The following is a 26942-nucleotide window of genomic DNA, read 5'->3' as shown; positions in this document are numbered from 1 at the left end:
ATTTTGAATGTTATAGTGTAACATACTGTTTTAAAAATAAATAATTAAAAAGTAAATATTAATGAACACATCCTCATCCTTCTCTCAACGACTCATCGATTGGCAACGGCAGCATGGCCGTCACGACTTGCCTTGGCAGGTCAAAGACCCTTATTCCGTCTGGCTTTCCGAAATCATGCTCCAGCAGACGCAAGTCGCCGCCGTGTTGGACTACTATCCGCGTTTCTTGGAAAAATTCCCAACCGTACAGGCACTTGCCGCCGCGCCGCAAGACGAAGTGTTGTCATTGTGGGCGGGCTTGGGCTATTACAGCCGCGCGCGCAACCTGCACAAAGCCGCGCAACAAGTCGTCGGACAATTTGGCGGCACGTTTCCATCGGAACGCAAAGACTTGGAAACCCTCTGCGGCGTAGGCAGAAGCACCGCCGCCGCCATTTCTGCCTTTGCTTTCAACCGACGCGAAACCATTTTGGACGGCAACGTCAAACGCGTACTCTGCCGCGTGTTCGCCCGCGACGGCAATCCGCAGGACAAAAAATTTGAAAACTCGCTTTGGGTGCTTGCCGAAAGCCTGCTGCCGTCTGAAAACGCCGATATGCCCGCCTACACGCAAGGTTTGATGGACTTGGGCGCAACCGTGTGCAAACGGACAAAACCCTTGTGCCATCAATGCCCGATGGCGGACATCTGCGAAGCGAAAAAGCAAAACCGCATCGCCGAGCTGCCGCGCAAAAAAACCGCCCCCGAAGTGCAAACCCTGCCGCTTTACTGGCTGATTGTCCGCAACCGAAACGGCGCAATCTTGCTGGAAAAACGCCCCGCCAAAGGCATTTGGGGCGGTCTGTATTGCGTACCCTGTTTTGAAAAATTAGACGATTTGTATGCTTACGCCGAACGCTTCGGCATTGTTTCAGACGGCCTTGAAGAACAAACCATGTTTACCCACCGCCTGACCCACCGCTTATTGATGATTACCCCTTTTCAGACGCAACAAAGGCCGTCTGAACATCTTTCAGACGGCCTTTGGGTATCATCGGAACATTTGGCGGATTATGGTTTGCCCAAACCTTTAATCAAATATTTGGCTAAAGGCTAAACCGCCCTATTCCACAATTTCTTTAAATACAACTTCTTTCCCTCCGCGAATCAATACGGCAAACCCATCGCCAATCTGCCAACGCGAGCTTGGATTGGCGTACTCAACGCCCTGACTCCGCAAGCGGACTTGCACCAGTTTCTCAACCGTATTGCCTTCACGCAACTCAACCATCATCGGGCTGTGGCTGTTGATATAAATTGCAGTAATCGTCCGGCCTTGTACAGATTGATAACGGACAGAATACGTCTGCGCCTGTGCAATGACAGGTAACGGCGCGTCAGGGAGCACAGCCTTATACGAGCCGCACGCAACGCACAAACTCACGCACAAAGCGCAGATGATTTTGTTCAACATAGGCATAGATCAGTAATGGTGATGCGGAATCTCGCCATCAAGACGGTAATAAGTGCCGCAATACGGGCATTCAATCTCACTGTTGGACTGAATCGGCAAGAACACACGCGGATGGCCGTTCCATGTTTCATGATTAGGGCCGGAGCAATGCAGCGGCAAATCCTGCGGCTTGATGACTACAACGTTTTTTTCAGACTGTGTACTCATGGTTTGGTTCCTCACTATGTTTTCTTATCTTCCGATATTGTAAAGCAAAACGGCCGCCAGGTTCAGACTGAAAACATTATATAATCACTTTTTTCAGACGGCCTTTGATGATTATGACTACCCTGCTCCGCCTTCAAGATTTCGATACTTCCGATTCCGCTTCATTTCTTTATACACTCAGCGCAGCCTATTTGGACTACACCGAACAGGCAGGCGATGAAGACATGTCCGGCCTCAACGACGAACAACATACATTGACAGCCCTTTGCTACCTCGACAGCCAGGTTCAAGAAGGCGGCTTCGTACAGCTTATCGCTTCAGGATACGGAGAATATATCTTCGGCAATCCGGTTGCCGACAGCCTACGCCGCTGGCGCATCAAACCGATACCGAAAATCTTAGACAAAGCCAAAGCCCTGTACGAAAAACACGGCGAAGCCATTGAAAAAATGGCAGACGAACAAAGGGATTTCGACGAAATCCGCAAAGCTTTTCCCGATTTTGAAGAGCTTGACGGCGATTATTATGACGTTGCCGACGAAGACTTGGAAACTGCGGCAGCGTACGTTCAGGCAAATTGGGATAAATTTGCCAAACTGTCAGACTGAAACCATAAAACTTTGCCGGTTCGAATCATCTGTTCAAACCGGCAAAATCATCAATACGTCAAATTAACGTTTATTTTTCTGATAAATCGGCATCACTTCAGGCAACATTTTGCGGATTGCATTGATACGCGCCTGATTGGTCGGGTGGGTCGACAAAATAGACAATGAGCTGCCGCCCTGTACTTTGTTCATTTTTTCCCACACGCTTACCGCTGCCTCAGGGTTGTAGCCTGCTTCAGCCATCAAACGCACACCGCCGGCATCCGCTTCGCTTTCCTGATAACGTGAGAACGGTTTGGTTGCCAACAAATCTGCACCCAAACCGACCAAATCACCATCCACACCGGTTGAGCTGGCCAAAATCGAACCGCCCAAGCCGGTCAACACTTGTCCGCCCAAAGCTTTTTTACTGTGCTCCAACAAAGCATGGGTCATTTCATGGCCGACAACAGCGGCAATTTCAGCATCAGTCAGCTTCAATTTTTCTACTATGCCGGTGTACACGGCCATTTTACCGCCCGGCATTGCCCATGCATTCATTTCATCACTGCGGATAACGTTCATCTGCCAGTTGAAAGGCACGCCGGTTTTGTTGACGCGCTCAGCATGAGGACGCAGACGTGCAAACACGCGTTGAACACGTTGAGCGGTTGGAGATGAAACATCCAAAGCTTTTTGACCACGCGCTTTTTGAATGACTTGTGTGTAAGAACCTGTATTCACAAAAATGATAAAATATCTTTATGACTAGGAAATCCTACCCAACAGACTTAACAGATGCCCAATGGCAAGCGATTGAGCCACATTTTAACCGGCTACGCCACTACAAATGGGATAAACGTAAATGAGTGAATGCCGTTTTGTACATTACCAAAACAGGTTGCCAATGGCGTATGCTGCCCAATGATTTTCCACCTTATCCGACCGTATGGAGTTTCTATCGCAGAGCCAACCAATCAGGCTTATGGGATAGGATTCTTTTGGCATTGGTTCAAAAAAACGTTTAATCCATCAAAAACAAGCGATGCCGACTTATGCCATTATTGATTCGCAAAGTGTCAAAACAGCTTCCGGCGCACATGATAAAGGTTTTGACGGAGGTAAAAAAATCAAAGGCCGTAAGCGACATATAGCTGTTGATACGTTGGGTAACCTATTGTCTGTTGTGGTTCATGCAGCCAATATTCATGACACAAAAGCAGGTATTTTTGCAGCAAAAAAAGCGTTTGAGACCTATCCGGGTTTAAAAGGTTTCTGTGCAGACGCAGGTTATCGGAATACATTTGAGCGCGAAGTATCGGAGCAATTGGGTTTAACTGTTGAGATTTCAAAGAAAATTCAAGATATTTCTTGGCATATTCTGCCCAAACGTTGGATTGTAGAACGAACGTTTGCATGGTTGGGTTGGTCTCGACGTTTGGCAAAAGATTTTGAGCAGACGAATTTATCTGCTGAAAATTTTGTCAAACTAGGGTATATTTCATAAATATTAAAATTTATCAAATAGTTGTTTGTGAATACAGGTTCTAACTTTTAGCCGCATCTTCATTTAAAGTCGCGGTATCGTAGCCAACCATATCTGCTACAGAAGTACAGCCGGTCAACGCCAAAATCACGCCCATGCCGGCCCAATATTTTTTATTCCATTTTTTCAACATGTTTTGTGTTTTTAAGTTAACGTAACGACATTGTATCCAAATTTAATACACTTTACACAAAAGGCCGTCTGAACGGTTTCAGACGGCCTTTAAGCGTAATATTTTAAGAGCGGCGCTGCAACATCCAAGACTCAATCTTACGCGCATCGTTCACGCGTGTTGTAGAAGACGGAGAGTTGAGCAATACGATAGTAATCGGCTGATTCTGTACATTGGCCTTAACCACCATAGAACGTCCTGCCTCGCGGATATAGCCGGTTTTCTGTAATTCAATATTCCAGCTGCCCTCACGCACCAATGCATTGGAGTTTTTGTAGTTTTGACGACCGTTTACCGTCCAAACCGAGCCGTAATTTGAAGTAGAATTTTTGCGGATCAGCGGATATTTGCTGGCTGCCGCAACCATGCGGTTCAAATCACGCGCAGTTGAAACGTTTTGGAAATTCAAACCGGTAGGCTCATAGAAACGGCTGCTGCTCATGCCCAGGCTTTGTGCTTTGGCATTCATTGCCGCAACAAACGCGCTCAGACCGCCCGGATAGGTACGGCCCAACGCATGGGTAGCACGGTTTTCACTGCTCATCAGGCTCAGGTGCAACAATTCGCCGCGAGTCAGTGTTGTACCGATACTCAAACGGCTGCCCGTACCTTTCAAACGGTCGATTTCAGCCTCGGTAATCGTGATAGGCTCGTTCATATCCAGATGCGCATCCAACACCACCATTGCGCTCATCAATTTGGAAATAGAGGCAATCGGCATGACACGATCAGGGTTTTTCTGATACAGCACTTCACCGGTTTTATTATTGAAAATCAAAGCAGATTGCGAAGAAAGCAGAGGACCTGCCAAAGTGGCTTGCGCTTCGACTTGGTCGGCATGACTCAACGCAAAAGCTTCCATCGGGTCATTTTGCACTGGGAAATTTTGCTCCAAAAATTGTCCCAATACATCCATATCATCGGCAACGGCAGGCGCAGAAGCAAAGACCAATGCCACACCTGTCCATACCATTCCTAAAGTTTTATAGAATTTCATATCTGCCAATTCAAAAAAATACATTTAATTCAACATTCTGTTAAATTTTTCGCTAATTGTAAAGCGAGTTGAGAAAACTTTGCGTTTGTTTGCGAGATATTCAAATCCAGCACCCTCATCTGTTTCTTACACGATACGGCGCAATGCCTGCTCTGATTTGAAAAAACACAAGATAGTCATTATACTTAGACTCCTTTGTCAGAGGCATTCCCTCAATCCGGCAATACGCCCGAAATATCTGTTCCCCCTTTACAACACAGCCTCCATACAATCATACGAAGAAATTATTATGTCTGAAGAAAAACGCACCTGTTCATTCTGCGGGAAGTCCGAAAACGACGTTAAAAATCTGATCGAAGGCGAACACGCCTTCATTTGCAACGAATGTGTAGAAACTTGCGGCATGATGCTGCAAGACAACGAGTCCGGCGAGATTGAAAACGAGCTTGCCAAAGCGAAAGAAGAAAACACCGAGAAAAAACTGCCTACCCCGGCCGAAATCGTTGCCAATCTCAACGACCACGTTATCGGTCAGGAACACGCAAAAAAAGCGTTGGCAGTATCGGTTTACAACCACTACAAACGCCTGCGCCACCCGAAAGCAGAGGGCAAAGTTGAATTATCCAAATCCAATATCCTGCTCATCGGTCCTACCGGCTCAGGTAAAACCCTGTTAGCGCAATCCTTGGCACGCAAACTGGATGTACCTTTTGTCATGGCGGATGCCACAACTTTGACCGAAGCCGGTTATGTCGGTGAAGACGTCGAACAAATCATCACCAAACTTTTAGGCAAATGTGATTTTGACGTTGAAAAAGCCCAGCGTGGCATCGTTTATATCGATGAAATCGATAAAATTTCACGCAAAAGCGACAATCCGTCCATCACGCGCGACGTATCCGGCGAAGGCGTGCAACAAGCCTTGCTGAAACTGATTGAAGGCACGGTAGCCAGCGTTCCCCCTCAAGGCGGCCGCAAACATCCGAACCAAGAATTCATCAACGTTGATACCACCAACATCCTCTTTATCTGCGGTGGCGCATTTGCCGGCTTGGAAAAAGTCATCCGACAACGTACTGAAAAAGGCGGTATCGGCTTTGGTGCGGCGGTGCACAGCAAAGATGAAAACGCCGATATTTCAGCCCTGTTTGAAACAGTCGAGCCTGAAGACTTGATTAAATTCGGTTTGATTCCCGAGCTTATCGGCCGTCTGCCCGTGATTGCCACATTGGCAGAATTGGACGAAGATGCTTTGGTCAACATTTTGACCGAACCGAAAAATGCCTTGGTCAAACAATATCAAACCTTGTTTGAAATGGAAGATGTCGGCCTTGAGTTTGAAGAAGACGCCTTGCGCAGCATCGCCAAACTGGCGATGGAACGTAAAACTGGTGCGCGCGGCCTGCGCTCTATCGTCGAACGTTGCCTCTTGGACACCATGTACGCCCTACCGGATTTGAAAGGCGTAGCAAAAGTCGTCATCAATAAAGAGGTCGTGGAAAAAGGCGAACAGCCAAAACTTTTCCGTGAAGACGGCAGCGAATATAAGCAATAAGGATCATTCTCCGAAAAAGACGTGTACCCGTTACACGTCTTTTTTATTTTTAAACATATCTCTGAATAATGGCCTTATACATGAAAAACAAAGGCCGTCTGAAACATATTCAGACGGCCTTTGTTTTCAAGTTGCTCTAAGTCTGCTTTCATCCGGAGTATTGATGAGAGTGACTTCCTTAAATTTTATGAAGCTTATTTTTTTGCTTTCTTAACAGCTTTTTTAGCAGGAGCAGCTTTGGCGGCAGGCTCAGAAGCCGCAGCTTCAGGAGCAGGAACAGCAGTTTCAGGAGCAGCTACAGGCTCAGATGCAGCAGGCTCGGAGGCAGCTGATTCAGCGGTACGTTGATAGCCTTTGTCTTTCATGCAGGCATCAAATACAGCGCGGTCAGCATTTTCACCAGATGCTTGTTGGCATTGAGTCATTGCTTCTTCAACAGTGATGCGTAGTGCTGCCGCTTCTTTAGGTTTGGAAGAAGAACAAGCTGCCAACATCAGGCTACCGGTTGCAAGAGCGATCAATAAAGTTTTCATAATTGTATATTCCTAAATTTTGATTTTATGGTTTACCGTTAAACGGGAGATACAGGCTACAAAACAAGCCCCGCACCTCAATATTGAGTACGTAAGTACAATTTAGTTTCATTTCAGCCTGTAAGTTTTTGATAAATTAATTCTATTGACGTTAAGACAAATGCTTAATTCCCAATAAACTCAAAATCTTGCAGGCCAGTAAATTTTTCTGTTTTTTCACTGTAAAAATATCAAAACATGGCTGTTCCTAACCGCAACCATCATTTGGGGAGTCCCTCTTTTTATGGCATAATGGACTACTTGACGGATTGTTCCGCTCCCCATTTTTTCAAACCGCAGAATCAACATCATACTGCGGTTTGTCCATTTCAGAATCAGATTTTTCAGACGGCCTCATCATTCAAAAGGCCGTCTGAACAGAAAGCCACCATCATGAATCCTTTCTCTTCACTCGGTTTAGGCAGCGAATTAGTCTCTGCCCTGACCGATCAGGGTTATGAAAACCCGACGCCTATTCAAGCCGCAGCGATTCCTAAAGCCTTGGCAGGACACGACCTTTTGGCCGCAGCACAAACCGGCACAGGCAAAACCGCCGCCTTTATGCTGCCCAGCCTCGAACGCCTGAAACGCTACGCCACATCCAGCACCTCCCCTGCCATGCATCCTGTCCGCATGTTGGTATTGACCCCAACCCGCGAACTGGCCGATCAAATCGATCAAAACGTGCAGGCCTACATTAAAAATCTTCCTTTGCGCCACACCGTCCTCTTCGGCGGCGTCAATATGGACAAACAAACTGCCGACTTGCGCGCCGGTTGCGAAATCGTTGTCGCTACGGTTGGCCGACTGCTCGACCACGTTAAACAAAAAAACATCAATTTAAACAAAGTTGAAATCGTTGTACTCGATGAAGCCGACCGTATGCTTGATATGGGTTTTATCGACGATATCCGTAAAATCATGCAGATGCTGCCCAAACAGCGACAAACCCTGCTTTTCTCCGCCACTTTCTCACCACCTATCCGCAAGCTTGCGCAAGATTTTATGCACACGCCTGAAATGGTTGAAGTGGCTGCGCAAAACACCACCAACGCCAATGTCGAGCAACACATCATTGCCGTTGATGCACTCAAAAAACGCAACCTGCTCGAACGTCTGATTGTTGATTTGCATATGAATCAAGTCATTGTATTCTGCAAAACCAAACAAAGTGTCGATCAAGTTACCCGAGACCTCGTCCGTCGCAACATTGCCGCGCAATCCATCCACGGCGACAAATCCCAACAAAGCCGACTGGAAACCCTCAACGCCTTTAAAGAAGGTACATTGCGCGTTCTGGTTGCCACTGACGTTGCAGCGCGCGGCCTGGATATTGCCGAGTTGCCTTTCGTCATCAACTACGAGCTGCCAACCCAACCTGAAGACTACGTCCACCGCATCGGACGTACCGGCCGGGCCGGTGCCGACGGCGTTGCCATTTCCTTAATGGATAAAACCGAGCAGAAAATGTTTGAATCCATTAAAGAGCTGACCGGCAGCGATTTGAATGTGGAACGCATCGAAGGCTTTGAGCCGCATTGGTGGGGCAACGACAATCAAGATGAAGCCGAAGCGCAACCGGTTCAGCACAACGACAGCCGCTCTCGCCGCGATGATAGAAACAAACGCAACGAATACGCGAATAAATCAGACAAAAACTCGAAAAAAGTAGAAGAGAAAAACGATCCGGGTATTGTCTGCGGCAAAATTGCCGGTAGAACACGCCGCAGCCGTCACAAGCGTCAGCCTTGCGCCCTGCTCCAACCTGGCTTTGGCGTAAAGTAAACAACGCTGATTAATCGGTTTTCTGATTATTTATCCTAAGCAAAGGCCGTCTGAAACTTATCTTTCAGACGGCCTTTTATAGTGGATTAAATTTAAATCAGGACAAGGCGACGAAGCCGCAGACAGTACAGATAGTACGGCAAGGCGAGGCAACGCCGTACTGGTTTAAATTTAATCCACTATATTAAACTAAAAATAAAAAGGACGTGATGAACACGCCCTTTATTTTTCCGTTTCAGACGGCCTTTATTATTTAGGGCCGTCTGAAAATCGGTTTACCTTGCTATATTAAACATTCACGGTTTCGGCTACTTCGTTGTAGCTGTCGATTTCGTTGAAGTTCATGTAGCGGTAGATTTGGTCGCCCTGCTCGTTGATGATACCGATATTGGCTTGGTATTCTTCAACAGTCGGGATTTTACCCAGTTTGGAGCAGATTGCCGCCAACTCTGCCGAGCCGAGGTAAACAAAGGTGTTTTTACCCAAGCGGTTCGGGAAGTTACGGGTAGAAGTGGACATTACAGTCGCGCCTTCGTGTACTTGGGCTTGGTTTCCCATACACAGCGAACAACCCGGCATTTCCATACGCGCACCGGCGCGACCGAGTACGCCGTAGTGGCCTTCGTCGGACAACTCTTTCGCGTCCATTTTGGTCGGCGGCGCTACCCACAGACGGACGGGGATGTCGCTCTTACCTTCCAAGAGTTTGGAAGCGGCACGGAAGTGGCCGATGTTGGTCATACAAGAACCGATGAACACTTCGTCGATTTTGGTGCCGGAACGTTCGGACATGAAGCATACATCGTCCGGGTCGTTCGGGCAGGCGATAATCGGCTCTTTGATATCGTCCATGTTGATTTCAATCACGGCGGCGTATTCTGCATCTTTATCTGCTTCAAGCAATTCTGGGTTCGCCAGCCATTTTTCCATGGCTTTGATGCGGCGTTCCAAAGTACGCGGATCTTCATAGCCGTTGGCAATCATGTTTTTCATCAACACGATGTTGGATTTCATGTACTCGATAATCGGCTCTTTGTTGAGCTTCACGGTACAGCCGGCAGCGGAGCGTTCGGCGGATGCGTCGGTCAATTCAAAGGCTTGTTCCACTTTCAAATCAGGCAGGCCTTCGATTTCGAGGATGCGGCCGGAGAAAATGTTTTTCTTACCGGCTTTCGCAACGGTCAGCAGGCCTTGTTTAATCGCGTACAGCGGAATGGCGTTCACCAAGTCACGCAGGGTTACGCCCAGTTGCAGTTTGCCGCTGAAGCGTACCAATACGGACTCAGGCATATCGAGCGGCATTACGCCGGTAGCTGCTGCGAAAGCAACCAAGCCGGAGCCGGCAGGGAAAGAAATACCGATAGGGAAACGGGTATGGCTATCGCCGCCGGTACCGACCGTGTCAGGCAACAGCAGACGGTTGAGCCATGAGTGAATCACGCCGTCGCCCGGACGCAGGGATACGCCGCCACGGGTAGAGATGAAGGCAGGCAATTCTTTATGGGTTCTCACATCGACAGGTTTTGGATAAGCCGCGGTGTGACAGAAAGACTGCATCACCATATCTGCTGAGAAGCCCAAGCAAGCCAAGTCTTTCAATTCATCGCGAGTCATCGGACCGGTAGTATCTTGCGAGCCGACAGTAGTCATGCGTGGTTCGCAGTAAGTACCCGGACGCACGCCTTTGCCTTCCGGCAAACCGCAGGCACGGCCAACCATTTTTTGGGCCAAGGTAAAACCGGCTTTGCTTTCAGCAGGCGCTTGAGGCAGACGGAATTCGGTAGAAGCAGGCAGTTTCAGTGCTTCGCGTGCTTTGGCAGTCAGACCGCGACCGATAATCAGGTTAATACGGCCACCGGCTTGCACTTCGTCCAGCAATACTTGAGATTTCAGGCTGAACTCGGCAACAGTTTCGCCGTTTTTCACGATTTTGCCTTCGTAAGGCAGGATATCGACGACATCGCCCATTTTCAGAGCAGATACATCGACTTCAATCGGCAATGCGCCGGAGTCTTCTTGAGTATTGAAGAAAATAGGAGCAATTTTGCCACCCAGGCATACGCCGCCGAAACGTTTGTTCGGTACGAACGGAATATCTTCGCCTGTATGCCAAATTACAGAGTTGGTAGCAGATTTGCGTGAAGAACCGGTACCGACCACATCGCCAACGTAAGCAACAGGATGGCCTTTGGCTTTGAGTTCTTCCAATAATTTAATCGGACCGACTTCGCCCGGTTTGTCAGGATTGATGCCGTCGCGCGGGTTTTTCAACATCGCCAGCGCGTGCAGAGGAATATCAGGACGGCTCCATGCATCAGGTGCAGGAGAGAGGTCGTCTGTATTGGTTTCACCGTCAACTTTGAAGACGGTAACAGTGATTTTTTCTGGAACTTTGGCGCGAGAAGTGAACCATTCGGCATCTGCCCAAGATTGCAATACTTCTTGCGCGTATTTATTACCTTTTTCGGCTTTTTCTTGAACATCGTGGAAAGAGTCAAACATCAACAGAGTGTGTTTCAGACCATTTGCAGCAATAGGTGCAAGTTTGTCGTTGTCCAAGAGTTCGATGAGTGCATGAATGTTGTAACCGCCAAGCATGGTACCTAACAGCTCGGTAGCATACTCAGGGGAAATCAGCGGACTGGATGCGCTGCCTTCGGCAACGGCAGCCAAAAATGAGGCTTTAACTTTGGCGGCATCGTCCACACCGGGTGGTACGCGGTGAGCCAACAGCTCAACCAAGAACTCACCTTCACCGGCAGGTGGATTTTTCAGCAGCTCAACCAAATCAGCAGTCTGCTGAGCAGTCAGAGGAAGGGCGGGAATACCAAGGGCGGCGCGCTCGGCGGCGGCTTTACGATAGGCTTCTAACATCTCTTTGTTCCTTTTTCTGTTTTTTCTTCTGGGCAATTGCAAATGATTTACAATTAAGAATTGTAAACAATCCTTTTAAGCATCATAGACCAGTTTTCAAAAAATGGGAACAGTTATGTTACTGAATGTAATAAATTTAAACTATTTTGTTTAATGTATTAATAGTCTAACCTACCTAAAGCCACCCTCTTCTATGCGTTTTAGCCAAACAGACGGGAAACTTCGGCTGATTTTTTACGGTACGGCAATATGATTTCAACGCGGAACAGGCCGTCTGATTGGATGTTTCTGATTTTCGCGTCGGTGTCATACATCAAAGTCAGGCGCTCTTTCAGATTGCGCAAGGCCATAGAATTGCCTTTATGCGGCTTGGTATTTTCATTAGGTTCCGTTCCGCACGGATTTTCGATACTGATGAAAATAGATGATTTTTCCAATTTTGTTAATACCGTAATTATCCCTGGACGGTGGATAGATTCGACACCATGGAATACGGCATTTTCCAAAAGCGGTTGCAGCAGCAGATGCGGCGTTTCTGCATCGTCGGGCGCATGGTGCTGCCACATAACCTGTACACGCATATGTCCCATTCGGATTTGCTCGATGGCAATATATTCCTGCGTCCACTCGATTTCCTGCCCTAATGTACTGTTTTGACTACCGTCGCGCAGTTGTGCGCGGAACAAGTTGGCCAGATTCTCCAGCAAAGTTTCCGCGTCATACGGACGCAGACGGATTAAGCTGATGGCGGCATTCAGGCTGTTAAACAAGAAATGAGGACGGATACGCGCCGTCAACGCGCTCAGCCTGGCTTCGGAAATAGAAGGCGCAAGGCTGTTTCGGCGTGCCGCTTCGATGTACATGAAACTGAAACAAAAAAGTCAGCAAGAAGAAGTGTTGAATCAACGGCCAAATATCCGTCTTCAAAATTACTAAATCGACAAACAAGAAAATCAGCAGGTTGGAGACGTAGGAAACCACGACGCTGTACTGCGAGCGAAGCAGGGACGGCGCAAATGCCTGTAAGAAATAGACTTTAAGTAAAATTAAAATTAAAAGGATGACTGGGCAAGCCCATGAAAAATGTTGGAAAATCTGTTCCGGATAAGGCACGCCCGATACCGTCATCAACGGAAAGATAAACAAACTGATTAACAAAACAATGAGTAGGCGCACCAGAGTTGCGGAGTTGCGCAAATCCGGCACTGCGAAATTCTGGTTTATTTGACGTATAATAGATATGATTTCAACCGTTTTCTTTCATAATGTATAGACGGGTCTGCTATATTGAAGACGTAGACCCTGTTTTTTTATTTATATTTTAAGGATGCTGATATGAGCAAGGACAAAACCTGGTCAGGCCGTTTTAACGAACCTGTTTCCGAGCTGGTCAAAAAATATACCGGCTCGATTGATTTTGACAAACGACTGGCAGAATGGGACATCCAAGGCTCGCTGGCACACGCGCAAATGCTGACACAGTCGGGCGTTTTGAGCGAAGACGACCTCTCCGCCATCCGTCAGGGCATGGCCGAGATTATAGCAGAAATCAAAGAAGGAACGATTTCCTGGTCGCTGGATTTGGAAGATGTCCACATGAACATCGAACGCCGCCTGACCGATAAAATCGGTGATGCCGGCAAACGCCTGCACACCGGCCGCAGCCGCAACGACCAAGTCGCTACCGACATCCGCCTGTGGCTGCGTGACCAGATTACCGTTATCCAAAGCCTGATTCAAAACCTTCAGACGGCATTGCTGGATTTGGCGGAACAAAACGCCGAAACCGTTATGCCCGGCTTTACCCACCTGCAAGTCGCCCAGCCCGTCAGCTTCGGACACCATATGCTCGCCTACGTCGAAATGCTCGGCCGCGATAACGAACGGATGGCGGACTGCCGCCGCCGCGTCAACCGTATGCCGCTCGGCGCAGCCGCCCTTGCCGGGACGACCTACCCGATTCGGCGAGAAATCACCGCCGAGCTATTGGGCTTTGAACAAATCTGCCAGAACTCGCTCGATGCCGTATCCGACCGCGATTTTGCCATTGAGTTCACCGCCGCCGCCTCGTTAATTATGATCCACCTGAGCCGCCTGTCTGAAGAATTGATTTTGTGGATGAGTCCGCGTTTCGGCTTTATCGACATCGCCGACCGTTTCTGCACAGGTTCGTCCATCATGCCGCAGAAGAAAAATCCCGACGTGCCCGAACTCGTGCGCGGCAAATCCGGACGCGTTATCGGGCACCTTATCGGCCTGATTACCCTGATGAAATCCCAGCCCTTGGCGTACAACAAAGACAATCAGGAAGACAAAGAACCGCTGTTTGACACTGCCGACACACTCATCGACACACTGCGGATTTACGCCGATATGATGCGCGGCGTAACCGTCAAACCCGACAATATGCGCGCCGCCGTGATGCAGGGTTTTGCCACCGCCACCGACTTGGCGGATTATCTGGTCAAAAAAGGTATGCCCTTCCGCGATGCCCACGAAGTCGTCGCCCAAGCCGTGCGACACGCCGATGAAGCCGGCGTCGATTTGAGCGAATTGCCGCTCGAAGTTCTACAAGGCTTCAGCAAGCTGATTTCAGACGACGTGTACGGCGTACTGACACCCGAAGGCAGCCTCAACGCCCGCAACCACTTGGGCGGTACCGCGCCGGAACAAGTCCGCTTCCAAGTGAAACGCTGGCGGGAAATGTTGGCTTAACCCCCAAATGCCGTCTGAAGAAATGTTCAGACGGCATTTTTAAAAGGCAAGAACACGATGACCGATACGGATACCCAAGCCGACCGCTTCGAACAGATGATGTGGCAGGCGGTGGACAAACTTTTTGAACAGCATGACGGCAAACTCGAAAGCTTGGACGGACGGGAACAGGAACTGGTTTTGATTTGGCGGGCGGAAGCCGACATCGGCAACGGCGGCATACTGCAATTTGTCTGCAACTGGGGTTTTCCCGCCGCCGAAAAGACTTGTTCCGTTCTGAAAAAAATCGGCGCGGTACACAGCGCAATGCTGATCCATCGGGCGGCAGACACATTGGACAAAGAAATCCGCCACCTCCAATCGGAAGGTAAAAACCTGAAAGAAATGTGGGATATAACGCAACATCTCGACAACAAAACCGCCTCACTGCTGAACAGTCTGGATGAACAATATTGGCAAGACCCCGACAAACTGTATCTGCTGGGATGGCAATACTATTCCGGCAACCCTGTTCAGACGGCATTTTAAAGGGAAGGGTTCTCAAGTATTCCGGCAAATCAAGATGCCGCCTTTGCCCTCATTCCGCCTCCCGTACGGCAATATGAAACAGCCCGGTTTTTGCCCGTTCCGACACGTATTACCCGCCGCTTCCGCCTTACGGGCGCGATGCACGGAAAAAAATACAAGTCAGAACAAACAATAACCGGATCGGACAACAATAAATTTAAAAAATAATTATTTGCATTTATAAAAAAGAAGGAATACACTACACACCGTTATGTCTTAACAAGATATACACCCTCATTCATTAGGAAAAAATCGATATGAAAACATCTATCCGATACGCACTGCTTGCCGCAGCACTGACCGCCGCCGCCCCCGCGCTGGCAGACATTACCGTGTACAACGGCCAACACAAAGAAGCGGCACAAGCCGTTGCAGATGCCTTTACCCGGGCTACCGGCATCAAAGTCAAACTCAACAGCGCCAAAGGCGACCAACTTGCCGGTCAAATTAAAGAAGAAGGCAGCAGAAGCCCCGCCGACGTATTCTATTCCGAACAAATCCCGGCACTCGCCACCCTTTCCGCAGCCAACCTCCTAGAACCCCTGCCCGCCTCCACCATCAACGAAACACGCGGCAAAGGCGTGCCGGTTGCCGCCAAAAAAGACTGGGTGGCACTGAGCGGCCGTTCGCGCGTCGTCGTTTACGACACCCGCAAACTGTCTGAAAAAGACTTGGAAAAATCCGTCCTGAATTACGCCACGCCGAAATGGAAAAACCGCATCGGTTACGCCCCCACTTCCGGCGCGTTCTTGGAACAGGTTGTCGCCATCGTCAAATTAAAAGGCGAAGCGGCCGCATTGAAATGGCTCAAAGGCCTGAAAGAATACGGCAAGCCTTACGCTAAAAACTCCGTCGCCCTTCAAGCGGTTGAAAACGGCGAAATCGATGCCGCCCTCATCAACAACTACTACTGGCACGCTTTCGCGCGTGAAAAAGGCGTACAAAACATCCACACCCGCCTGAATTTCGTCCGCCACAGAGATCCCGGCGCACTCATTACCTATTCCGGTGCTGCCGTGTTAAAATCCTCCCAAAACAAGGATGAGGCGAAAAAATTCGTCGCCTTCCTCGCCGGCAAGGAAGGACAGCGCGCCCTGACCGCCGTCCGTGCCGAATATCCTTTGAATCCGCACGTGGTATCCTCCTTCAATTTGGAACCCATCGCCAAGTTGGAAGCACCCCAAGTGTCCGCCACCACTGTTTCCGAAAAAGAACACGCCACCCGGCTGCTTGAACAAGCCGGTATGAAATAAGCCGTTTTCGGATTGTCAAACGGGCGGACATTTATACTGTCCGCCCGTTTTGCCGATGAAAAACACTATGTCTCCTAAAAAAATACCCCTTTGGCTTACCGGCCTCATCCTACTGATCGCCCTGCCGCTTACCCTGCCTTTTTTATATGTCGCTATGCGTTCGTGGCAAGTCGGCATCAACCGCGCCGTCGAACTGCTGTTCCGCCCGCGTATGTGGGATTTGCTCTCCAACACCTTGACGATGATGGCTGGCGTTACCCTGATTTCCATTGTTTTAGGCATCGCCTGCGCCCTTTTGTTCCAACGTTACCGCTTTTTCGGCAAAACCTTTTTTCAGACGGCAATCACCCTTCCCTTGTGCATCCCCGCATTTGTCAGTTGTTTCACTTGGATCAGCCTGACCTTCCGTGTCGAAGGCTTTTGGGGGACGGTGATGATTATGAGCCTGTCCTCGTTCCCGCTCGCCTACCTGCCCGTCGAGGCGGCGCTCAAACGCATCAGCCTGTCTTACGAAGAAGTCAGCCTGTCCTTGGGCAAAAGCCGCCTGCAAACCTTTTTCTCCGCCATACTCCCCCAACTCAAGCCCGCCATCGGCAGCAGCGTGTTACTGATTGCCCTGCATATGCTGGTCGAATTTGGCGCAGTATCCATTTTGAACTACCCCACTTTTACCACCGCCATTTTCCAAGAATACGAAATGTCCTACAACAACAATACCGCCGCCCTGCTGTCTGCCGTTTTAATGGCGGTGTGCGGCATCGTCGTATTCGGTGAAAGCATATTTCGCGGCAAAGCCAAGATTTACCACAGCGGCAAAGGCGTTGCCCGTCCTTATCCCGTCAAAACACTCAAACTGCCCGGTCAGATCGGCGCGATTGTTTTTTTAAGCAGCTTGTTGGCTTTGGGCATTATTATCCCCTTTGGCGTATTGGTACATTGGATGATGGTCGGCACTTCCGGCACATTCGCGCTCGTATCCGTATTTGATGCCTTTGTCCGTTCCTTAAGCGTATCGGCTTTAGGTGCGGTTTTGACTATATTATGTGCCTTACCCCTTGTTTGGGCATCGGTCCGCTATCGCAATTTTTTAACCGTTTGGATAGACAGGCTGCCGTTTTTACTGCACGCCGTCCCCGGTTTGGTTATCGCCCTATCCTTGGTTTATTTCAGCATCAACTACACCCCTGCCGTTTACCAAACCTTTATCGTCGTCATCCTTGCCTATTTCATGCTTTACCTGCCGATGGCGCAAACCACCCTGAGGACTTCCTTGGAACAACTCCCCAAAGGGATGGAACAGGTCGGCGCAACACTGGGACGCGGACACTTCTTTATTTTCAGAACCTTGGTGCTGCCGTCCATCCTGCCCGGCATTACCGCCGCATTCGCACTCGTCTTCCTCAACCTGATGAAAGAGTTGACCGCCACCCTGCTGCTGACCTCCGACGACATCCACACACTCTCCACCGCCGTTTGGGAATACACATCAGACGCACAATATGCCGCCGCCACCCCTTACGCGCTGATGCTGGTATTATTTTCCGGCATCCCCGTATTCCTGCTGAAGAAATACGCCTTCAAATAACAGCTTGAGGAAGCACCGCCATGACCGCCGCCCTGTGCATCGGACACCTGTCCAAAAGTTTTCAAAACACCCCGGTTTTAAACGACATTTCGCTCAGCCTCGACCCGGGCGAAATCCTCTTCATCGTCGGCGCGTCCGGCTGCGGCAAAACCACCCTTTTACGCTGCCTCGCCGGTTTTGAACAACCCGATTCCGGCGAAATTTCGCTTTCCGGCAGAACCATCTTTTCAAAAAATACCAACCTCCCCGTCCGCGAACGCCGTTTGGGTTACGTCGTACAGGAAGGCGTACTGTTTCCCCACCTGACCGTTTACCGCAACACCGCCTACGGGCTGGGCAACGGGAAAGGCAAGACGGCGCAAGAACGGCAGCGCATCGAAGCTATGTTGGACTTGACCGGCATTTCCGAACTTGCCGGACGCTATCCGCACGAACTTTCGGGCGGACAGCAACAGCGCGTCGCCCTCGCCCGCGCCCTTGCACCCGATCCCGAACTGATTTTGTTGGACGAACCCTTCAGCGCGCTGGACGAACAGTTGCGCCGCCAAATCCGTGAAGAAATGATGTCTGTTTTGCGGCAAAACGGCAAGTCCGCCGTTTTCGTCAGCCACGACCGCGAAGAAGCCCTGCAATACGCGGACAAAATAGCCGTCATCCAACAAGGCAAACTACTCCAAGCCGCCTCGCCTGCCGAACTTTACCGCCGCCCCGCCAACCTTGATGCCGCCCTGTTTATCGGCGAAGGCATCGTGTTCCCCGCCGCGCTCAACGCCGACGGCACCGCCGATTGCGGATTAGGCCGCCTGCCCGTCCAAAGCGCCGCACCCGCAGGCACGCGCGGCACACTGCTCATCCGTCCGGAACAGTTCAGCCTTTACCCCCATTCCGCACCCGCCGCCGCCATTCACGCCGTGGTTCTCAAAACCACGCCCAAAGCACGGCACACCGAAATCAGCCTCCGGGCCGGACAAACCGTCCTCACGCTCAACCTCCCCGCCGCCCCTACCCTGTCAGACGGCATTTCCGCCGTCCTCCATTTGGACGGCTCCGCCCTGTTCTTCCCCGGAGACACTCCCTGAAAGACGGCGGCATCTCCAAGCCTGCGGATATTTATAGTGGATTAACAAAAATCAGGACAAAGCGACGAAGCCGCAGACAGTACAGATAGTACGGAACCGATTCACTTGGTGCTTCAGCACCTTAGAGAATCGTTCTCTTTGAGCTAAGGCGAGGCAACGCCGTACTGGTTTAAATTTAATCCACTATATCTTGTTGGAAACAGAATTTGTTTGCTATATTCGACCTGCGCGCCTCAAGCCAAACACGGCACGCGCGGCGTGACCGTCAAACCCGACAATATGCGCGCCGCCGTGATGCAGGGTTTTGCAACGGCTACCGACTTGGCGGATTACTTGGTGAAAAAAGGCATGCCTTTCCGCGACAGCCACGAAGTCGTTGCTCAAGCCGTGCGCCATGCCGATGAAGCTGGCGTTGATTTGAGCGAATTGCCGCTTGAGGTCTTGCAAGGTTTCAGCGGTTTGATCGCCGAAGATGTTTACAGCGTGCTGACACCCGAAGGCAGCTTAAACGCGCGTAACCACTTGGGCGGCACTGCGCCTGAACAAGTCCGTTTCCAAGTCAAACGCTGGCGTGAATTGTTGGCTTAAACCCATCTAAACACACAATAAAAACAGATAAATCTAAACTTACCTTCAAACGAGAAAACACGCCTCCTGACTTTGCCGCCGTCTTCAAACAAAAGGAGCAAGGATGAAAAACATTGTCTTAAAATTGGTCATGATCTGCCTATTCAGCGGATGCTATGCCGTATTCGTCGCCTGGGAAAATGGCGGATTCAGCCAGCTCCATGATTTTCAAGCAATAGAGAGCAACGGCATGAGCATATACCTTCATCAAACTTCCCCCGCAGTCATGCAGGCTGAAAAAAACGAGCTGTCGATTTTGCAAAACAACCAAAACAGCTTGGCCTCTTGCGTCGGCATTGAATCTTTATGCGAACAAGCCAAGCCAGGAATCTGGGTTGAACATGCCAAATTCTTACAGCATAAGGACACGGGCAAATTATTGGTACTTTCGTTGGACTATTTGGAAAACAATGACACCGCAAAAACCCTACACAACCGCTATACTGCATCGCTCCTACCCCAAGCAGACAGAACAGAGGCATGGCATTACGCCTGGCATACATTTCTGAGCTCAATAATGTTTCTAATGGGCATCAATCTGCTGCCAATGATTTTTACCCTATTTGAGGAAAAGGAAACCGCAGCATAAAAACATGCCGTCTGAAAACATTTTCAGACGGCATGTTTCATTATTAAAGCTTAACGCGGATGAACCATATCGGCAGGAACGACCAATTCGTCAAACTCCTCGCCTGTCAACAAGCCCAATTCGATGGCGGTTTCGCGCAGCGATTTGTCGTTTTTGTAGGCGGTTTTGGCGACTTTGGCGGCGTTTTCGTAGCCGATTTTGCGGTTTAACGCAGTAACCAACATCAGGGAATGGTGCAGGAAATAGTCGATTTTTTCCGGTACGGGTTCGATACCGACGGCGCAGTGTTCGTTGAAGCTGTTGCACGCATCGCCCAACAGACGAATGGATTGCAAAAGGTTGTAGGCGATAACAGGCATATAGACGTTCAGCTCGAAGTTGCCCGATGCGCCTGCCATGCCGATGGTAACGTCGTTGCCGAACACTTGGCAGCACACCATGGTCATCGCTTCGCATTGGGTCGGGTTGACTTTGCCCGGCATGATGGACGAACCCGGCTCGTTTTCGGGAATTTTGATTTCGCCCAAACCGCAACGCGGGCCACTTGCCAGCCAGCGGATATCGTTGGCGATTTTGTTCAGGCTTGCCGCCAGAGTTTTTAATGCACCCGAAGCAGCAACGGCAGCATCGCGTCCGCCCAAAGCTTCAAATTTGTTCGGTGCGCTGACAAACGGTAGGCCGGACAATTCGGCAAGTTTGGCGGCGGCTTTTTCGGCGTATTCGGGATGGCTGTTCAAACCCGTACCGACCGCCGTGCCGCCCAAAGCGAGTTCGTATAAACCTTTGAGCGCGTCGTTCAGACGGCCTAAGCCGTGGTCAAGTTGGGAAACGTAGCCGGAAAACTCTTGACCCAAAGTCAACGGCGTCGCGTCTTGCAAGTGGGTGCGGCCGATTTTGACGATAGGGGCGAATTCTTGGGCTTTTTTGTCCAAGGTGTCGCGCAAGGCTTTTACCGCCGGAATAAGGTGGCGGTTGATTTCAATCGCGGCGGCGACGTGGATGGCGGTTGGGAACGCGTCATTGGTTGATTGCGCGTGGTTTACATGGTCGTTGGGATGGACGGGCTGATACGCCGCCAAACCCGTACCGGCGATTTCGTTGGCGCGGTTTGCCAGCACTTCGTTCATGTTCATATTGGACTGCGTGCCGGAGCCGGTCTGCCACACTACCAATGGAAACTGCCCGTCAAGCTTGCCGCTCAACACATCGTCCGCCGCCTGCGTAATCAAATCCGCCTGCTCGGGCTTAATCCTGCCGAGGGAAACATTGGTCGCGGCGGCGGCTTTTTTCACTAATGCCAAAGCATAAATCAGCGGCTGCGGCAGGGTTTCGCCGCCGATTTTGAAATTGTTGCGGCTGCGCTGGGTCTGCGCGCCCCAATAGGCTTCGGACGGGACTTCGACATTGCCCATCGTGTCGTGTTCGGTACGGGTACTCATGCGTTTCTCCTATATTTAAATAGAAATAATAATGATTCGTAAAATTATTATAACCGGCAATAGGCCGTCTGAAAAGAGAGAGTTTTTCAGACGGCCTATCTGCTCTATAAACGGGAAACACAAACGCAGATGAAATTCAAACACAAACCTCGCTAACACTCCCCTCTTCTAAAAGTTTTTAGCCCGTATCGGCTTGTGTTCAAGACTAAAGCTTTCCTTACCGACAATAAAGTTTTGTCGGCTTCAGACACTTTATCGTTTCTTTACTTTGCTTCTCTCTAAGAGCATAATAAATAAAAATGATTATCAGGATATAAATAATGAAACAAAACCATTTGATTTGCTTGTTAATGAGCAGTTTTGCCGCCGCAAACGGCTTTGCCGAAACCTTGACAGACCCTGACGAAATCCAGCCTGTCAAAACCTTCTCCCCTCCCAAACCGATTGCACCGACCGCCGCACAAGGCTATTTCCCCGAAAACCAATTCGACCGCACCGACCGCAGCGATTATTACTTTGTTACCGAAAACATAGACCAAGCCTTCCGTCCGCTGAAGGCAAACAGCGGTTTTTACGGCAAAAGCTTTTACAACTCCGTTACCGCGCAAGCGCGTGGGGCGAAGGTATACGGCGTAGCCAACCTCAATCACACCAAGGCAAACGGCTACAAAGACGGCAACAGCAACCAGACCGATTGGAAATACAGCCGCTTCAATCAGGCTTTGGTACTCGGTTTCGTGCCGTCTGAAAATCAAGAATACCGCCTCACTTATCTGCACGACGACATCAACAACGACCGCCAACCGCAGTTCGTCAACGACGCATTGGACACCGAACGCCACATCTCCAAACTCAACGCACGTTGGGGCAATGCCGATTTAAGCAATACGGTCAGCGCGGAAGCAGGTATCATCAAACTCAAACGCCGCGCCGACAATTACTCCCTGCGCCAAAACAACACACCGCAGCAAGTGTTCGTAGAGCTCGACCGCAAAGTGTACGACTTCTCGCTCAAACACGACGCGGATTTCGGCAAATTCCACAACACGGCCGCCGTCAGCTACCGCAACGACAGCCAAAACGGCGAGCGCAACGCCCACATCGCCATGCGCGATTTCCTCAACGGCTACCGTTTCGCCGATGTACACCTCAACCGCTGGCGCATTGCCGATACCTTGTCTTACAAGTTTGACGACCGACACAAACTGGGCTTGGGCTTAAGCTACGAAATCAACGAAGCTGACGTTCGCAAAAATACGGCGCAGCCTGAAAACCCAATAAAACCCGGTTTCTCCTTCGCCTCATCGCAACAAATCTGGAAAACCCATTACGGCTACGACTTCGACGGCAAAGTGCGCCGTCGTGCCTTCTCAGGCGAACTCAAATACGATTTCACGCCGTCTGAAACGCAAAAATACAGCATTTCCCTCGCACATTTGGAACGCATCGGCGACAACACCGAACGCTTCAACTCGCTTGCCGCCATCATGCAAAACCGTACGAACGGCGCGCTGATGAACCAAAACTCGGCCGCCGCCATCGCAGGCAATCCCCTGCTGAAAACCGAAAAACACAACCGCATCAAGCTCACCGCCGACAGCCGCAACGACTACTACAACGGCTATATGAACTCGCTCGCAGGCGCGGGATGGAACGCGGGCGGCACGCTTGTGGCGGACAAAGTCAAAGACCTGATTATTTTTGACCGCGCACACGGACAAAGCGGTATTTCATCCAACGGCGGCGGCATCATCACACGCAACGTGGACGCACGCCTCATTACCGCGCAGGCCTACGCGCGTTACAACTTCAATCCGCATTGGGCCGCAGGCATCAAAGCCGCCTACAACTACGGACACAACGAAACCGACGGCAGGCCGCTCTATCAAATCCGTCCGTTTGAAGCCGCCGTCCAAGCCGACTACAAAAACTACTTTGCCCACGGCAGTTACAACATCGGCGCGGCAACACGCTTTGTCGCCAAACAAACGCGCGGCGATTTTGATATGGCAAGCGGTTTGGGCATAGACAAACGCGAAGCCGCCAAAGGCTTTACCGTTGCCGACGTTTATGCCGGCGTAAACATCAAAGACAAATACGGCTTGCGCTTGGGCGTGAACAACGTATTCAACAAAAAATACGCCGAACACATCAGCGGCGACCACGTCCTCGCCCTATCCCCCAGCGTAGTGTATGCGCCGGGCAGGACGTATTGGCTGAGTTTGCATGCGGCATTTTAAAATCATGCCGTCTGAAAGAATGCCTGCATTGGCTTATTAAGAATTAGGAGATAAAAAATGGATATGAAAAGACGCGATTTCTTAAAAATGACCGCCGCGCTGGCAGCCGCAGGCGTTTCGCCTTCATTGTTGGCAGCCGGTAAAGAGCAATTTACCGTGTACGGCGCGCCGGCGATGCCCAGCGTAACCATTGCCGTAGCGGCATTGCAAGGCAAGCTGGCGAAACAGGCGGACGTGTCGCTGAAAATCTGGCGTTCGCCCGACCAACTGCGCGCGGGCGTGGCAAGCGGACAATTTAAAGTGATGATGAGTCCGAGCAATGTCGGCGTAAACCTGCGCAACCAAGGACAGAAAGTCGGCATGGTGAATATTTTAACTAACGGCATCACGCAGCTGATGTGCAAAGGCAGCGCGATTACCTCGCCGCAGGATTTGGTCGGCAAAAAAATCCTCGTACCGTTTAAAAACGATATGCCCGACATCGTGTTGCAAGCCTTGTTGAAAAAACTAAAAATCGACGCACACAAAGCCAGCATTACCTACGCTGCCACACCGCCCGAAGCAGTCGGACTGTTTCTAAGTAAAGATTACCACGCCGTCATCCTGCCCGAACCGATGGCAACCGCCAGCCTGCTCAAAGGTAAAACCATGGGCATAAACGTCGTACGCGGCTTTGATTTGGTAAAAGCATGGGGGCAGGCGTTTGACACCAAACCGCTGATTCCGATGGCAGGCATCATCGCCAACGAAGAATATTTCCACGCGCACAAAGCGCAGTTCGACCTCTTCCATCAGGATTTGAAAAACGCACTCAACTGGATACTGACCAACCGCCAAAGCGCCGCAAAAATCGGCAAAAACTACCTCCCCGCCCCCGAACCCGCCCTAGTCATGGGCTTGGACGGTGCGCGGCTGACGGTAACCAAAGGCAGCGAAGTGAAGGACGAGATTTTGAAGTTTTACGAAATCCTGATGCAGTTCAACCCGAAACTTCTGGGCGGCAAACTGCCGAATAACGGGTTCTTCTTGGCTTAAAAGAGGATAGAGGCCGTCTGAAAGTGTAGAATAGTTGTAAATATTCAATCTTCTATTTTCAGACGGCTCATCAAGGCATTAGTTAACTGAATAGCTTGGGGAAAATTTTAATACACAAAATGAAGTTTAGAAAATATGTAACGATTACCTTGATAAATATATTCTAAAAACATACATAATGTTATAATTTAATTTTATAAAACCCAAGGAAAATAATGAGTAACTTTAAAAACAAAATTGAAGCACATCATAGAAATATATTTGATGTATTAAATGAGCAAAAATATACAGTAGATTTTTTTCAGCGTGAATACAGTTGGGGAAAAAAACATATTGAAGCATTAGTTACTGATTTAACGTCTACTTTTCTTACAGAATATACATCTGGAGATAAACGAGAGGAAGGAGAAAAATATAATAACTATTATCTTGGTCCATTTGTAGTAAGTTTGAAAGATGGAAAACGCAGTATTATTGATGGGCAGCAACGTCTAACTTCACTTACTTTATTTTTAATTTATCTCAATAATTTACAAAAAGAATTGAATCAATCAGAAAAGATCGAATCAATGATTTTTTCAGAACTTCGTGGAAATAAGTCTTTTAATATTACAGTAGAAGAAAGAGTTACCTGCCTTGAAGCATTATTTAATCATGGTGAATATAATCCACATGAAGATGATGATGAATCAACAATAAACATGGCAAAGCGTTATCAGGATATAGTGGAGGCATTTCCCGAAGAGTTAAAAAATGAAGCTTTTCCATTCTTTATAGATTGGCTGAAGTATAACGTTATTATGGTAGAAATTATTGCATATTCAGATGAAAATGCTTATACCATTTTTGAAACCATGAATGATCGAGGATTAAATCTTACACCATCTGAGATGTTGAAAGGATTTATTTTATCTAGATTTAAAAATTCTGATAAACGAAAGCTATCTAATGAGCAATGGAAGAAAGCGATGATAGACCTTAAATCCTTTGAAAGGGATGAAGAACAGAGATTTTTCCAATCTTGGTTGAGAGCTAAGTATGCTGATAGTATTCGTTCAGGTGGAGTAGGTTCACAAAATGAGGATTTTGAAAAAATAGGGACTCGTTTTCATAGCTGGGTTAGAGATAATCTAAAGAAAATTGGGTTAGATGAGAATGATGACCAAACTTTTGAAAATTTTATTCAAAAAGATTTCAAATTCTATTTGAAATATTATATTAAGATTCTTAATGCAGAAAAAACGCTAACCACAGGACTTGAGTATGTTTATTATATAAATCAATGGGGCATTGCTCCAACATTAAGTTTTCCATTAATGCTTTCTCCATTAAATCTTTGCGATAGTGAAGAAATAGTTTGTAGGAAAATAAATATAGTTGCACGTTATATTGAAACATTTGTTGTAAAACGCTCCATTAACTTTAAGAAATTTTCAGCAAATTCAATTCGTTATACCATGTATCTTTTAGTTAAAGATATTAGAGGAAAAGATATTGATGAACTGAAAGCCATATTCTCTAAGAGACTTTCTGAAATGCAAGAATCATTTAATGGGATGGCTGACTTCAGACTTCATGGACAAAATTATAGATTCGTAAAATTTTTACTTTCTCGTATTACTGCTTGGGTTGAACAAAAAGCGGGAATAAATACTAATTTTGTAAGTTATTTCCAGCCAGAGTCAGGAAAATCTTTTGAAGTAGAGCATATTTGGGCTGATAAATTTTTAGATCATACTGATGAATTTAATCAGGAACATGAGTTCAAACAATACCGAAATAGAATTGGTGATTTGGTATTATTACCACGAGGTATAAATCAATCTTATGGGGATTTACCATATGAAAAAAAACATACTCACTATATAAAAGAAAATTTATTGGTAAAATCACTTTGTCCATTGGCATATGAAAAAAATCCTAATTTCATCAATCCAACGAATGAATTAAATTTACCATTTCGAGCTCATACCGAATTTAAAAAGAAAGATATTGATGAAAGACAAAAACTTTATCAAGCTATTTGTGAGCAAATTTGGGATCATGAATTAAAAAACTAGAACTC

General features: G+C 48.6%; 22 protein-coding genes and 4 pseudogenes. 17 read left to right on the top strand and 9 right to left on the bottom strand.

The window, feature by feature from the left end; genetic code table 11:
• The first annotated feature begins 61 nt into the window (after positions 1-61).
• Positions 62-1096, top strand: coding sequence for an A/G-specific adenine glycosylase (gene mutY, locus FAH67_RS01510; protein WP_003679909.1), 1035 nt, complete (start codon positions 62-64; stop codon positions 1094-1096).
• Positions 1097-1102: 6 nt separating this feature from the next.
• On the opposite strand, the gene FAH67_RS01505 is transcribed toward mutY, so the two are convergent.
• Together FAH67_RS01505 and FAH67_RS01500 are read right to left on the bottom strand one after the other, a co-directional pair.
• Entirely contained in the window at positions 1103-1459 is a 357-nt protein-coding gene (locus FAH67_RS01505) for a hypothetical protein (protein ID WP_003679908.1), read from the bottom strand.
• A gap of 3 nt (positions 1460-1462) precedes the next feature.
• Positions 1463-1660, bottom strand: coding sequence for a zinc-finger domain-containing protein (locus FAH67_RS01500; RefSeq protein WP_003745781.1), 198 nt, complete (start codon positions 1658-1660; stop codon positions 1463-1465).
• 113 nt (positions 1661-1773) lie between these two features.
• Here FAH67_RS01500 and FAH67_RS01495 point away from each other — a divergent pair, with 113 nt between their 5' ends.
• Positions 1774-2268, top strand: coding sequence for a DMP19 family protein (locus tag FAH67_RS01495; protein ID WP_039863681.1), 495 nt, complete (start codon positions 1774-1776; stop codon positions 2266-2268).
• 63 nt (positions 2269-2331) lie between these two features.
• Here the strand turns inward: FAH67_RS01495 and FAH67_RS01490 are convergent, their stop codons facing one another.
• Positions 2332-2991, bottom strand: a complete 660-nt coding sequence (locus tag FAH67_RS01490) for a M48 family metallopeptidase (protein ID WP_244284779.1) — start codon at positions 2989-2991, stop codon at positions 2332-2334.
• Positions 2992-3116: 125 nt separating this feature from the next.
• Between FAH67_RS01490 and FAH67_RS11700 the strand changes: the two genes are divergently transcribed.
• Positions 3117-3275: a transposase gene (locus FAH67_RS11700; protein ID WP_112890726.1), complete on the top strand. Its 159-nt coding sequence runs from the start codon at positions 3117-3119 to the stop codon at positions 3273-3275.
• A gap of 17 nt (positions 3276-3292) precedes the next feature.
• The gene (locus tag FAH67_RS11695) at positions 3293-3754 is read left to right on the top strand and encodes an IS5 family transposase (RefSeq protein ID WP_112890756.1); all 462 of its coding nucleotides are present in this window, start codon (positions 3293-3295) and stop codon (positions 3752-3754) included.
• A 43-nt stretch (positions 3755-3797) separates the two neighbouring features.
• Here the strand turns inward: FAH67_RS11695 and FAH67_RS01475 are convergent.
• Positions 3798-3926, bottom strand: a pseudogene (locus FAH67_RS01475) (M48 family peptidase); the annotation flags it as partial.
• A gap of 103 nt (positions 3927-4029) precedes the next feature.
• On the bottom strand, positions 4030-4938 hold the full coding sequence (locus FAH67_RS01470) for a serine hydrolase (protein WP_232500806.1): 909 nt from the start codon (positions 4936-4938) through the stop codon (positions 4030-4032).
• Between the two features lie 313 nt (positions 4939-5251).
• Between FAH67_RS01470 and clpX the strand changes: the two genes are divergently transcribed.
• The gene (clpX, locus tag FAH67_RS01465) at positions 5252-6517 is read left to right on the top strand and encodes an ATP-dependent Clp protease ATP-binding subunit ClpX (protein ID WP_003679945.1); all 1266 of its coding nucleotides are present in this window, start codon (positions 5252-5254) and stop codon (positions 6515-6517) included.
• Positions 6518-6711: 194 nt separating this feature from the next.
• Here clpX and FAH67_RS01460 read toward each other — a convergent pair whose 3' ends face one another.
• The gene (locus tag FAH67_RS01460) at positions 6712-7050 is read right to left on the bottom strand and encodes a hypothetical protein (RefSeq protein ID WP_003679946.1); all 339 of its coding nucleotides are present in this window, start codon (positions 7048-7050) and stop codon (positions 6712-6714) included.
• Between the two features lie 429 nt (positions 7051-7479).
• On the opposite strand from FAH67_RS01460, the gene FAH67_RS01455 reads away from it, so the two are divergent.
• Both FAH67_RS01455 and FAH67_RS11690 read left to right on the top strand, forming a co-directional pair.
• Entirely contained in the window at positions 7480-8874 is a 1395-nt protein-coding gene (locus FAH67_RS01455; protein WP_112890869.1) for a DEAD/DEAH box helicase, read from the top strand.
• 77 nt (positions 8875-8951) lie between these two features.
• Positions 8952-9059, top strand: a pseudogene (locus FAH67_RS11690) (IS5/IS1182 family transposase); the annotation flags it as partial.
• A gap of 103 nt (positions 9060-9162) precedes the next feature.
• On the opposite strand, the gene acnB reads toward FAH67_RS11690, so the two are convergent.
• Together acnB and FAH67_RS01445 are read right to left on the bottom strand one after the other, a co-directional pair.
• On the bottom strand, positions 9163-11748 hold the full coding sequence (gene acnB / locus FAH67_RS01450) for a bifunctional aconitate hydratase 2/2-methylisocitrate dehydratase (RefSeq protein WP_003679951.1): 2586 nt from the start codon (positions 11746-11748) through the stop codon (positions 9163-9165).
• A gap of 200 nt (positions 11749-11948) precedes the next feature.
• Positions 11949-12990 (bottom strand): annotated as a pseudogene (locus FAH67_RS01445) (sensor histidine kinase).
• Between the two features lie 93 nt (positions 12991-13083).
• Here FAH67_RS01445 and argH point away from each other — a divergent pair.
• The 7 genes and pseudogenes from argH to FAH67_RS01400 all read left to right on the top strand — a co-directional run bounded on the left by argH (position 13084) and on the right by FAH67_RS01400 (position 20163).
• Positions 13084-14463 carry an argininosuccinate lyase gene (gene argH, locus FAH67_RS01440; RefSeq protein ID WP_003679955.1) on the top strand — a complete coding sequence of 460 codons (1380 nt, stop codon included), beginning with the start codon at positions 13084-13086 and terminating at the stop codon, positions 14461-14463.
• 57 nt (positions 14464-14520) lie between these two features.
• The gene (locus tag FAH67_RS01435) at positions 14521-14991 is read left to right on the top strand and encodes a DMP19 family protein (RefSeq protein WP_003679957.1); all 471 of its coding nucleotides are present in this window, start codon (positions 14521-14523) and stop codon (positions 14989-14991) included.
• 296 nt (positions 14992-15287) lie between these two features.
• Positions 15288-16283, top strand: a complete 996-nt coding sequence (gene fbpA, locus FAH67_RS01425) for a heme ABC transporter substrate-binding protein FbpA (protein ID WP_003679961.1) — start codon at positions 15288-15290, stop codon at positions 16281-16283.
• 67 nt (positions 16284-16350) lie between these two features.
• Positions 16351-17868, top strand: a complete 1518-nt coding sequence (fbpB, locus tag FAH67_RS01420; protein ID WP_039863688.1) for a heme ABC transporter permease FbpB — start codon at positions 16351-16353, stop codon at positions 17866-17868.
• A gap of 20 nt (positions 17869-17888) precedes the next feature.
• Positions 17889-18947, top strand: a complete 1059-nt coding sequence (locus FAH67_RS01415) for an ABC transporter ATP-binding protein (RefSeq protein ID WP_003679964.1) — start codon at positions 17889-17891, stop codon at positions 18945-18947.
• Positions 18948-19199: 252 nt separating this feature from the next.
• Positions 19200-19535: pseudogene (locus FAH67_RS01405) on the top strand (argininosuccinate lyase); the annotation flags it as partial.
• A 103-nt stretch (positions 19536-19638) separates the two neighbouring features.
• On the top strand, positions 19639-20163 hold the full coding sequence (locus tag FAH67_RS01400; protein ID WP_003679966.1) for a hypothetical protein: 525 nt from the start codon (positions 19639-19641) through the stop codon (positions 20161-20163).
• Positions 20164-20213: 50 nt separating this feature from the next.
• Here FAH67_RS01400 and fumC read toward each other — a convergent pair whose 3' ends face one another.
• Positions 20214-21602 (bottom strand): class II fumarate hydratase, encoded by a 1389-nt coding sequence (gene fumC / locus FAH67_RS01395; RefSeq protein ID WP_003679967.1) that lies wholly within the window; start codon positions 21600-21602, stop codon positions 20214-20216.
• A 320-nt stretch (positions 21603-21922) separates the two neighbouring features.
• Here fumC and FAH67_RS01390 point away from each other — a divergent pair, with 320 nt between their 5' ends.
• The 3 genes from FAH67_RS01390 (at position 21923) to FAH67_RS01380 (ending at position 26937) form a co-directional block, all read left to right on the top strand.
• Positions 21923-23842, top strand: a complete 1920-nt coding sequence (locus FAH67_RS01390; RefSeq protein ID WP_003679969.1) for a TonB-dependent receptor — start codon at positions 21923-21925, stop codon at positions 23840-23842.
• A gap of 57 nt (positions 23843-23899) precedes the next feature.
• Positions 23900-24877, top strand: a complete 978-nt coding sequence (locus FAH67_RS01385) for an ABC transporter substrate-binding protein (protein ID WP_003679972.1) — start codon at positions 23900-23902, stop codon at positions 24875-24877.
• A 215-nt stretch (positions 24878-25092) separates the two neighbouring features.
• On the top strand, positions 25093-26937 hold the full coding sequence (locus FAH67_RS01380; protein WP_003679974.1) for a DUF262 domain-containing protein: 1845 nt from the start codon (positions 25093-25095) through the stop codon (positions 26935-26937).
• The last annotated feature ends 5 nt before the right edge of the window (positions 26938-26942 follow it).

The sequence above is a fragment of the Neisseria flavescens genome (assembly GCF_005221285.1).
GTDB classification, from domain to species: Bacteria; Pseudomonadota; Gammaproteobacteria; order Burkholderiales; family Neisseriaceae; genus Neisseria; species Neisseria flavescens.
This window is presented reverse-complemented; position numbering and strand designations above follow the sequence as displayed.

Excerpts from the sequence above, each read along its gene's own strand:
- mutY (WP_003679909.1), top strand. The coding sequence starts at position 62 with ATGAACACATCCTCATCCTTCTCTCAACGACTCATCGATTGGCAACGG.
- FAH67_RS01505 (WP_003679908.1), bottom strand. The coding sequence starts at position 1,459 with ATGCCTATGTTGAACAAAATCATCTGCGCTTTGTGCGTGAGTTTGTGC.
- FAH67_RS01500 (WP_003745781.1), bottom strand. The coding sequence starts at position 1,660 with ATGAGTACACAGTCTGAAAAAAACGTTGTAGTCATCAAGCCGCAGGAT.
- FAH67_RS01495 (WP_039863681.1), top strand. The coding sequence starts at position 1,774 with ATGACTACCCTGCTCCGCCTTCAAGATTTCGATACTTCCGATTCCGCT.
- FAH67_RS11695 (WP_112890756.1), top strand. The coding sequence starts at position 3,293 with ATGCCGACTTATGCCATTATTGATTCGCAAAGTGTCAAAACAGCTTCC.
- FAH67_RS01470 (WP_232500806.1), bottom strand. The coding sequence starts at position 4,938 with ATGGTATGGACAGGTGTGGCATTGGTCTTTGCTTCTGCGCCTGCCGTT.
- clpX (WP_003679945.1), top strand. The coding sequence starts at position 5,252 with ATGTCTGAAGAAAAACGCACCTGTTCATTCTGCGGGAAGTCCGAAAAC.
- FAH67_RS01460 (WP_003679946.1), bottom strand. The coding sequence starts at position 7,050 with ATGAAAACTTTATTGATCGCTCTTGCAACCGGTAGCCTGATGTTGGCA.
- acnB (WP_003679951.1), bottom strand. The coding sequence starts at position 11,748 with ATGTTAGAAGCCTATCGTAAAGCCGCCGCCGAGCGCGCCGCCCTTGGT.
- argH (WP_003679955.1), top strand. The coding sequence starts at position 13,084 with ATGAGCAAGGACAAAACCTGGTCAGGCCGTTTTAACGAACCTGTTTCC.
- FAH67_RS01435 (WP_003679957.1), top strand. The coding sequence starts at position 14,521 with ATGACCGATACGGATACCCAAGCCGACCGCTTCGAACAGATGATGTGG.
- fbpA (WP_003679961.1), top strand. The coding sequence starts at position 15,288 with ATGAAAACATCTATCCGATACGCACTGCTTGCCGCAGCACTGACCGCC.
- fbpB (WP_039863688.1), top strand. The coding sequence starts at position 16,351 with ATGTCTCCTAAAAAAATACCCCTTTGGCTTACCGGCCTCATCCTACTG.
- FAH67_RS01415 (WP_003679964.1), top strand. The coding sequence starts at position 17,889 with ATGACCGCCGCCCTGTGCATCGGACACCTGTCCAAAAGTTTTCAAAAC.
- FAH67_RS01400 (WP_003679966.1), top strand. The coding sequence starts at position 19,639 with ATGAAAAACATTGTCTTAAAATTGGTCATGATCTGCCTATTCAGCGGA.
- fumC (WP_003679967.1), bottom strand. The coding sequence starts at position 21,602 with ATGAGTACCCGTACCGAACACGACACGATGGGCAATGTCGAAGTCCCG.
- FAH67_RS01390 (WP_003679969.1), top strand. The coding sequence starts at position 21,923 with ATGAAACAAAACCATTTGATTTGCTTGTTAATGAGCAGTTTTGCCGCC.
- FAH67_RS01385 (WP_003679972.1), top strand. The coding sequence starts at position 23,900 with ATGGATATGAAAAGACGCGATTTCTTAAAAATGACCGCCGCGCTGGCA.
- FAH67_RS01380 (WP_003679974.1), top strand. The coding sequence starts at position 25,093 with ATGAGTAACTTTAAAAACAAAATTGAAGCACATCATAGAAATATATTT.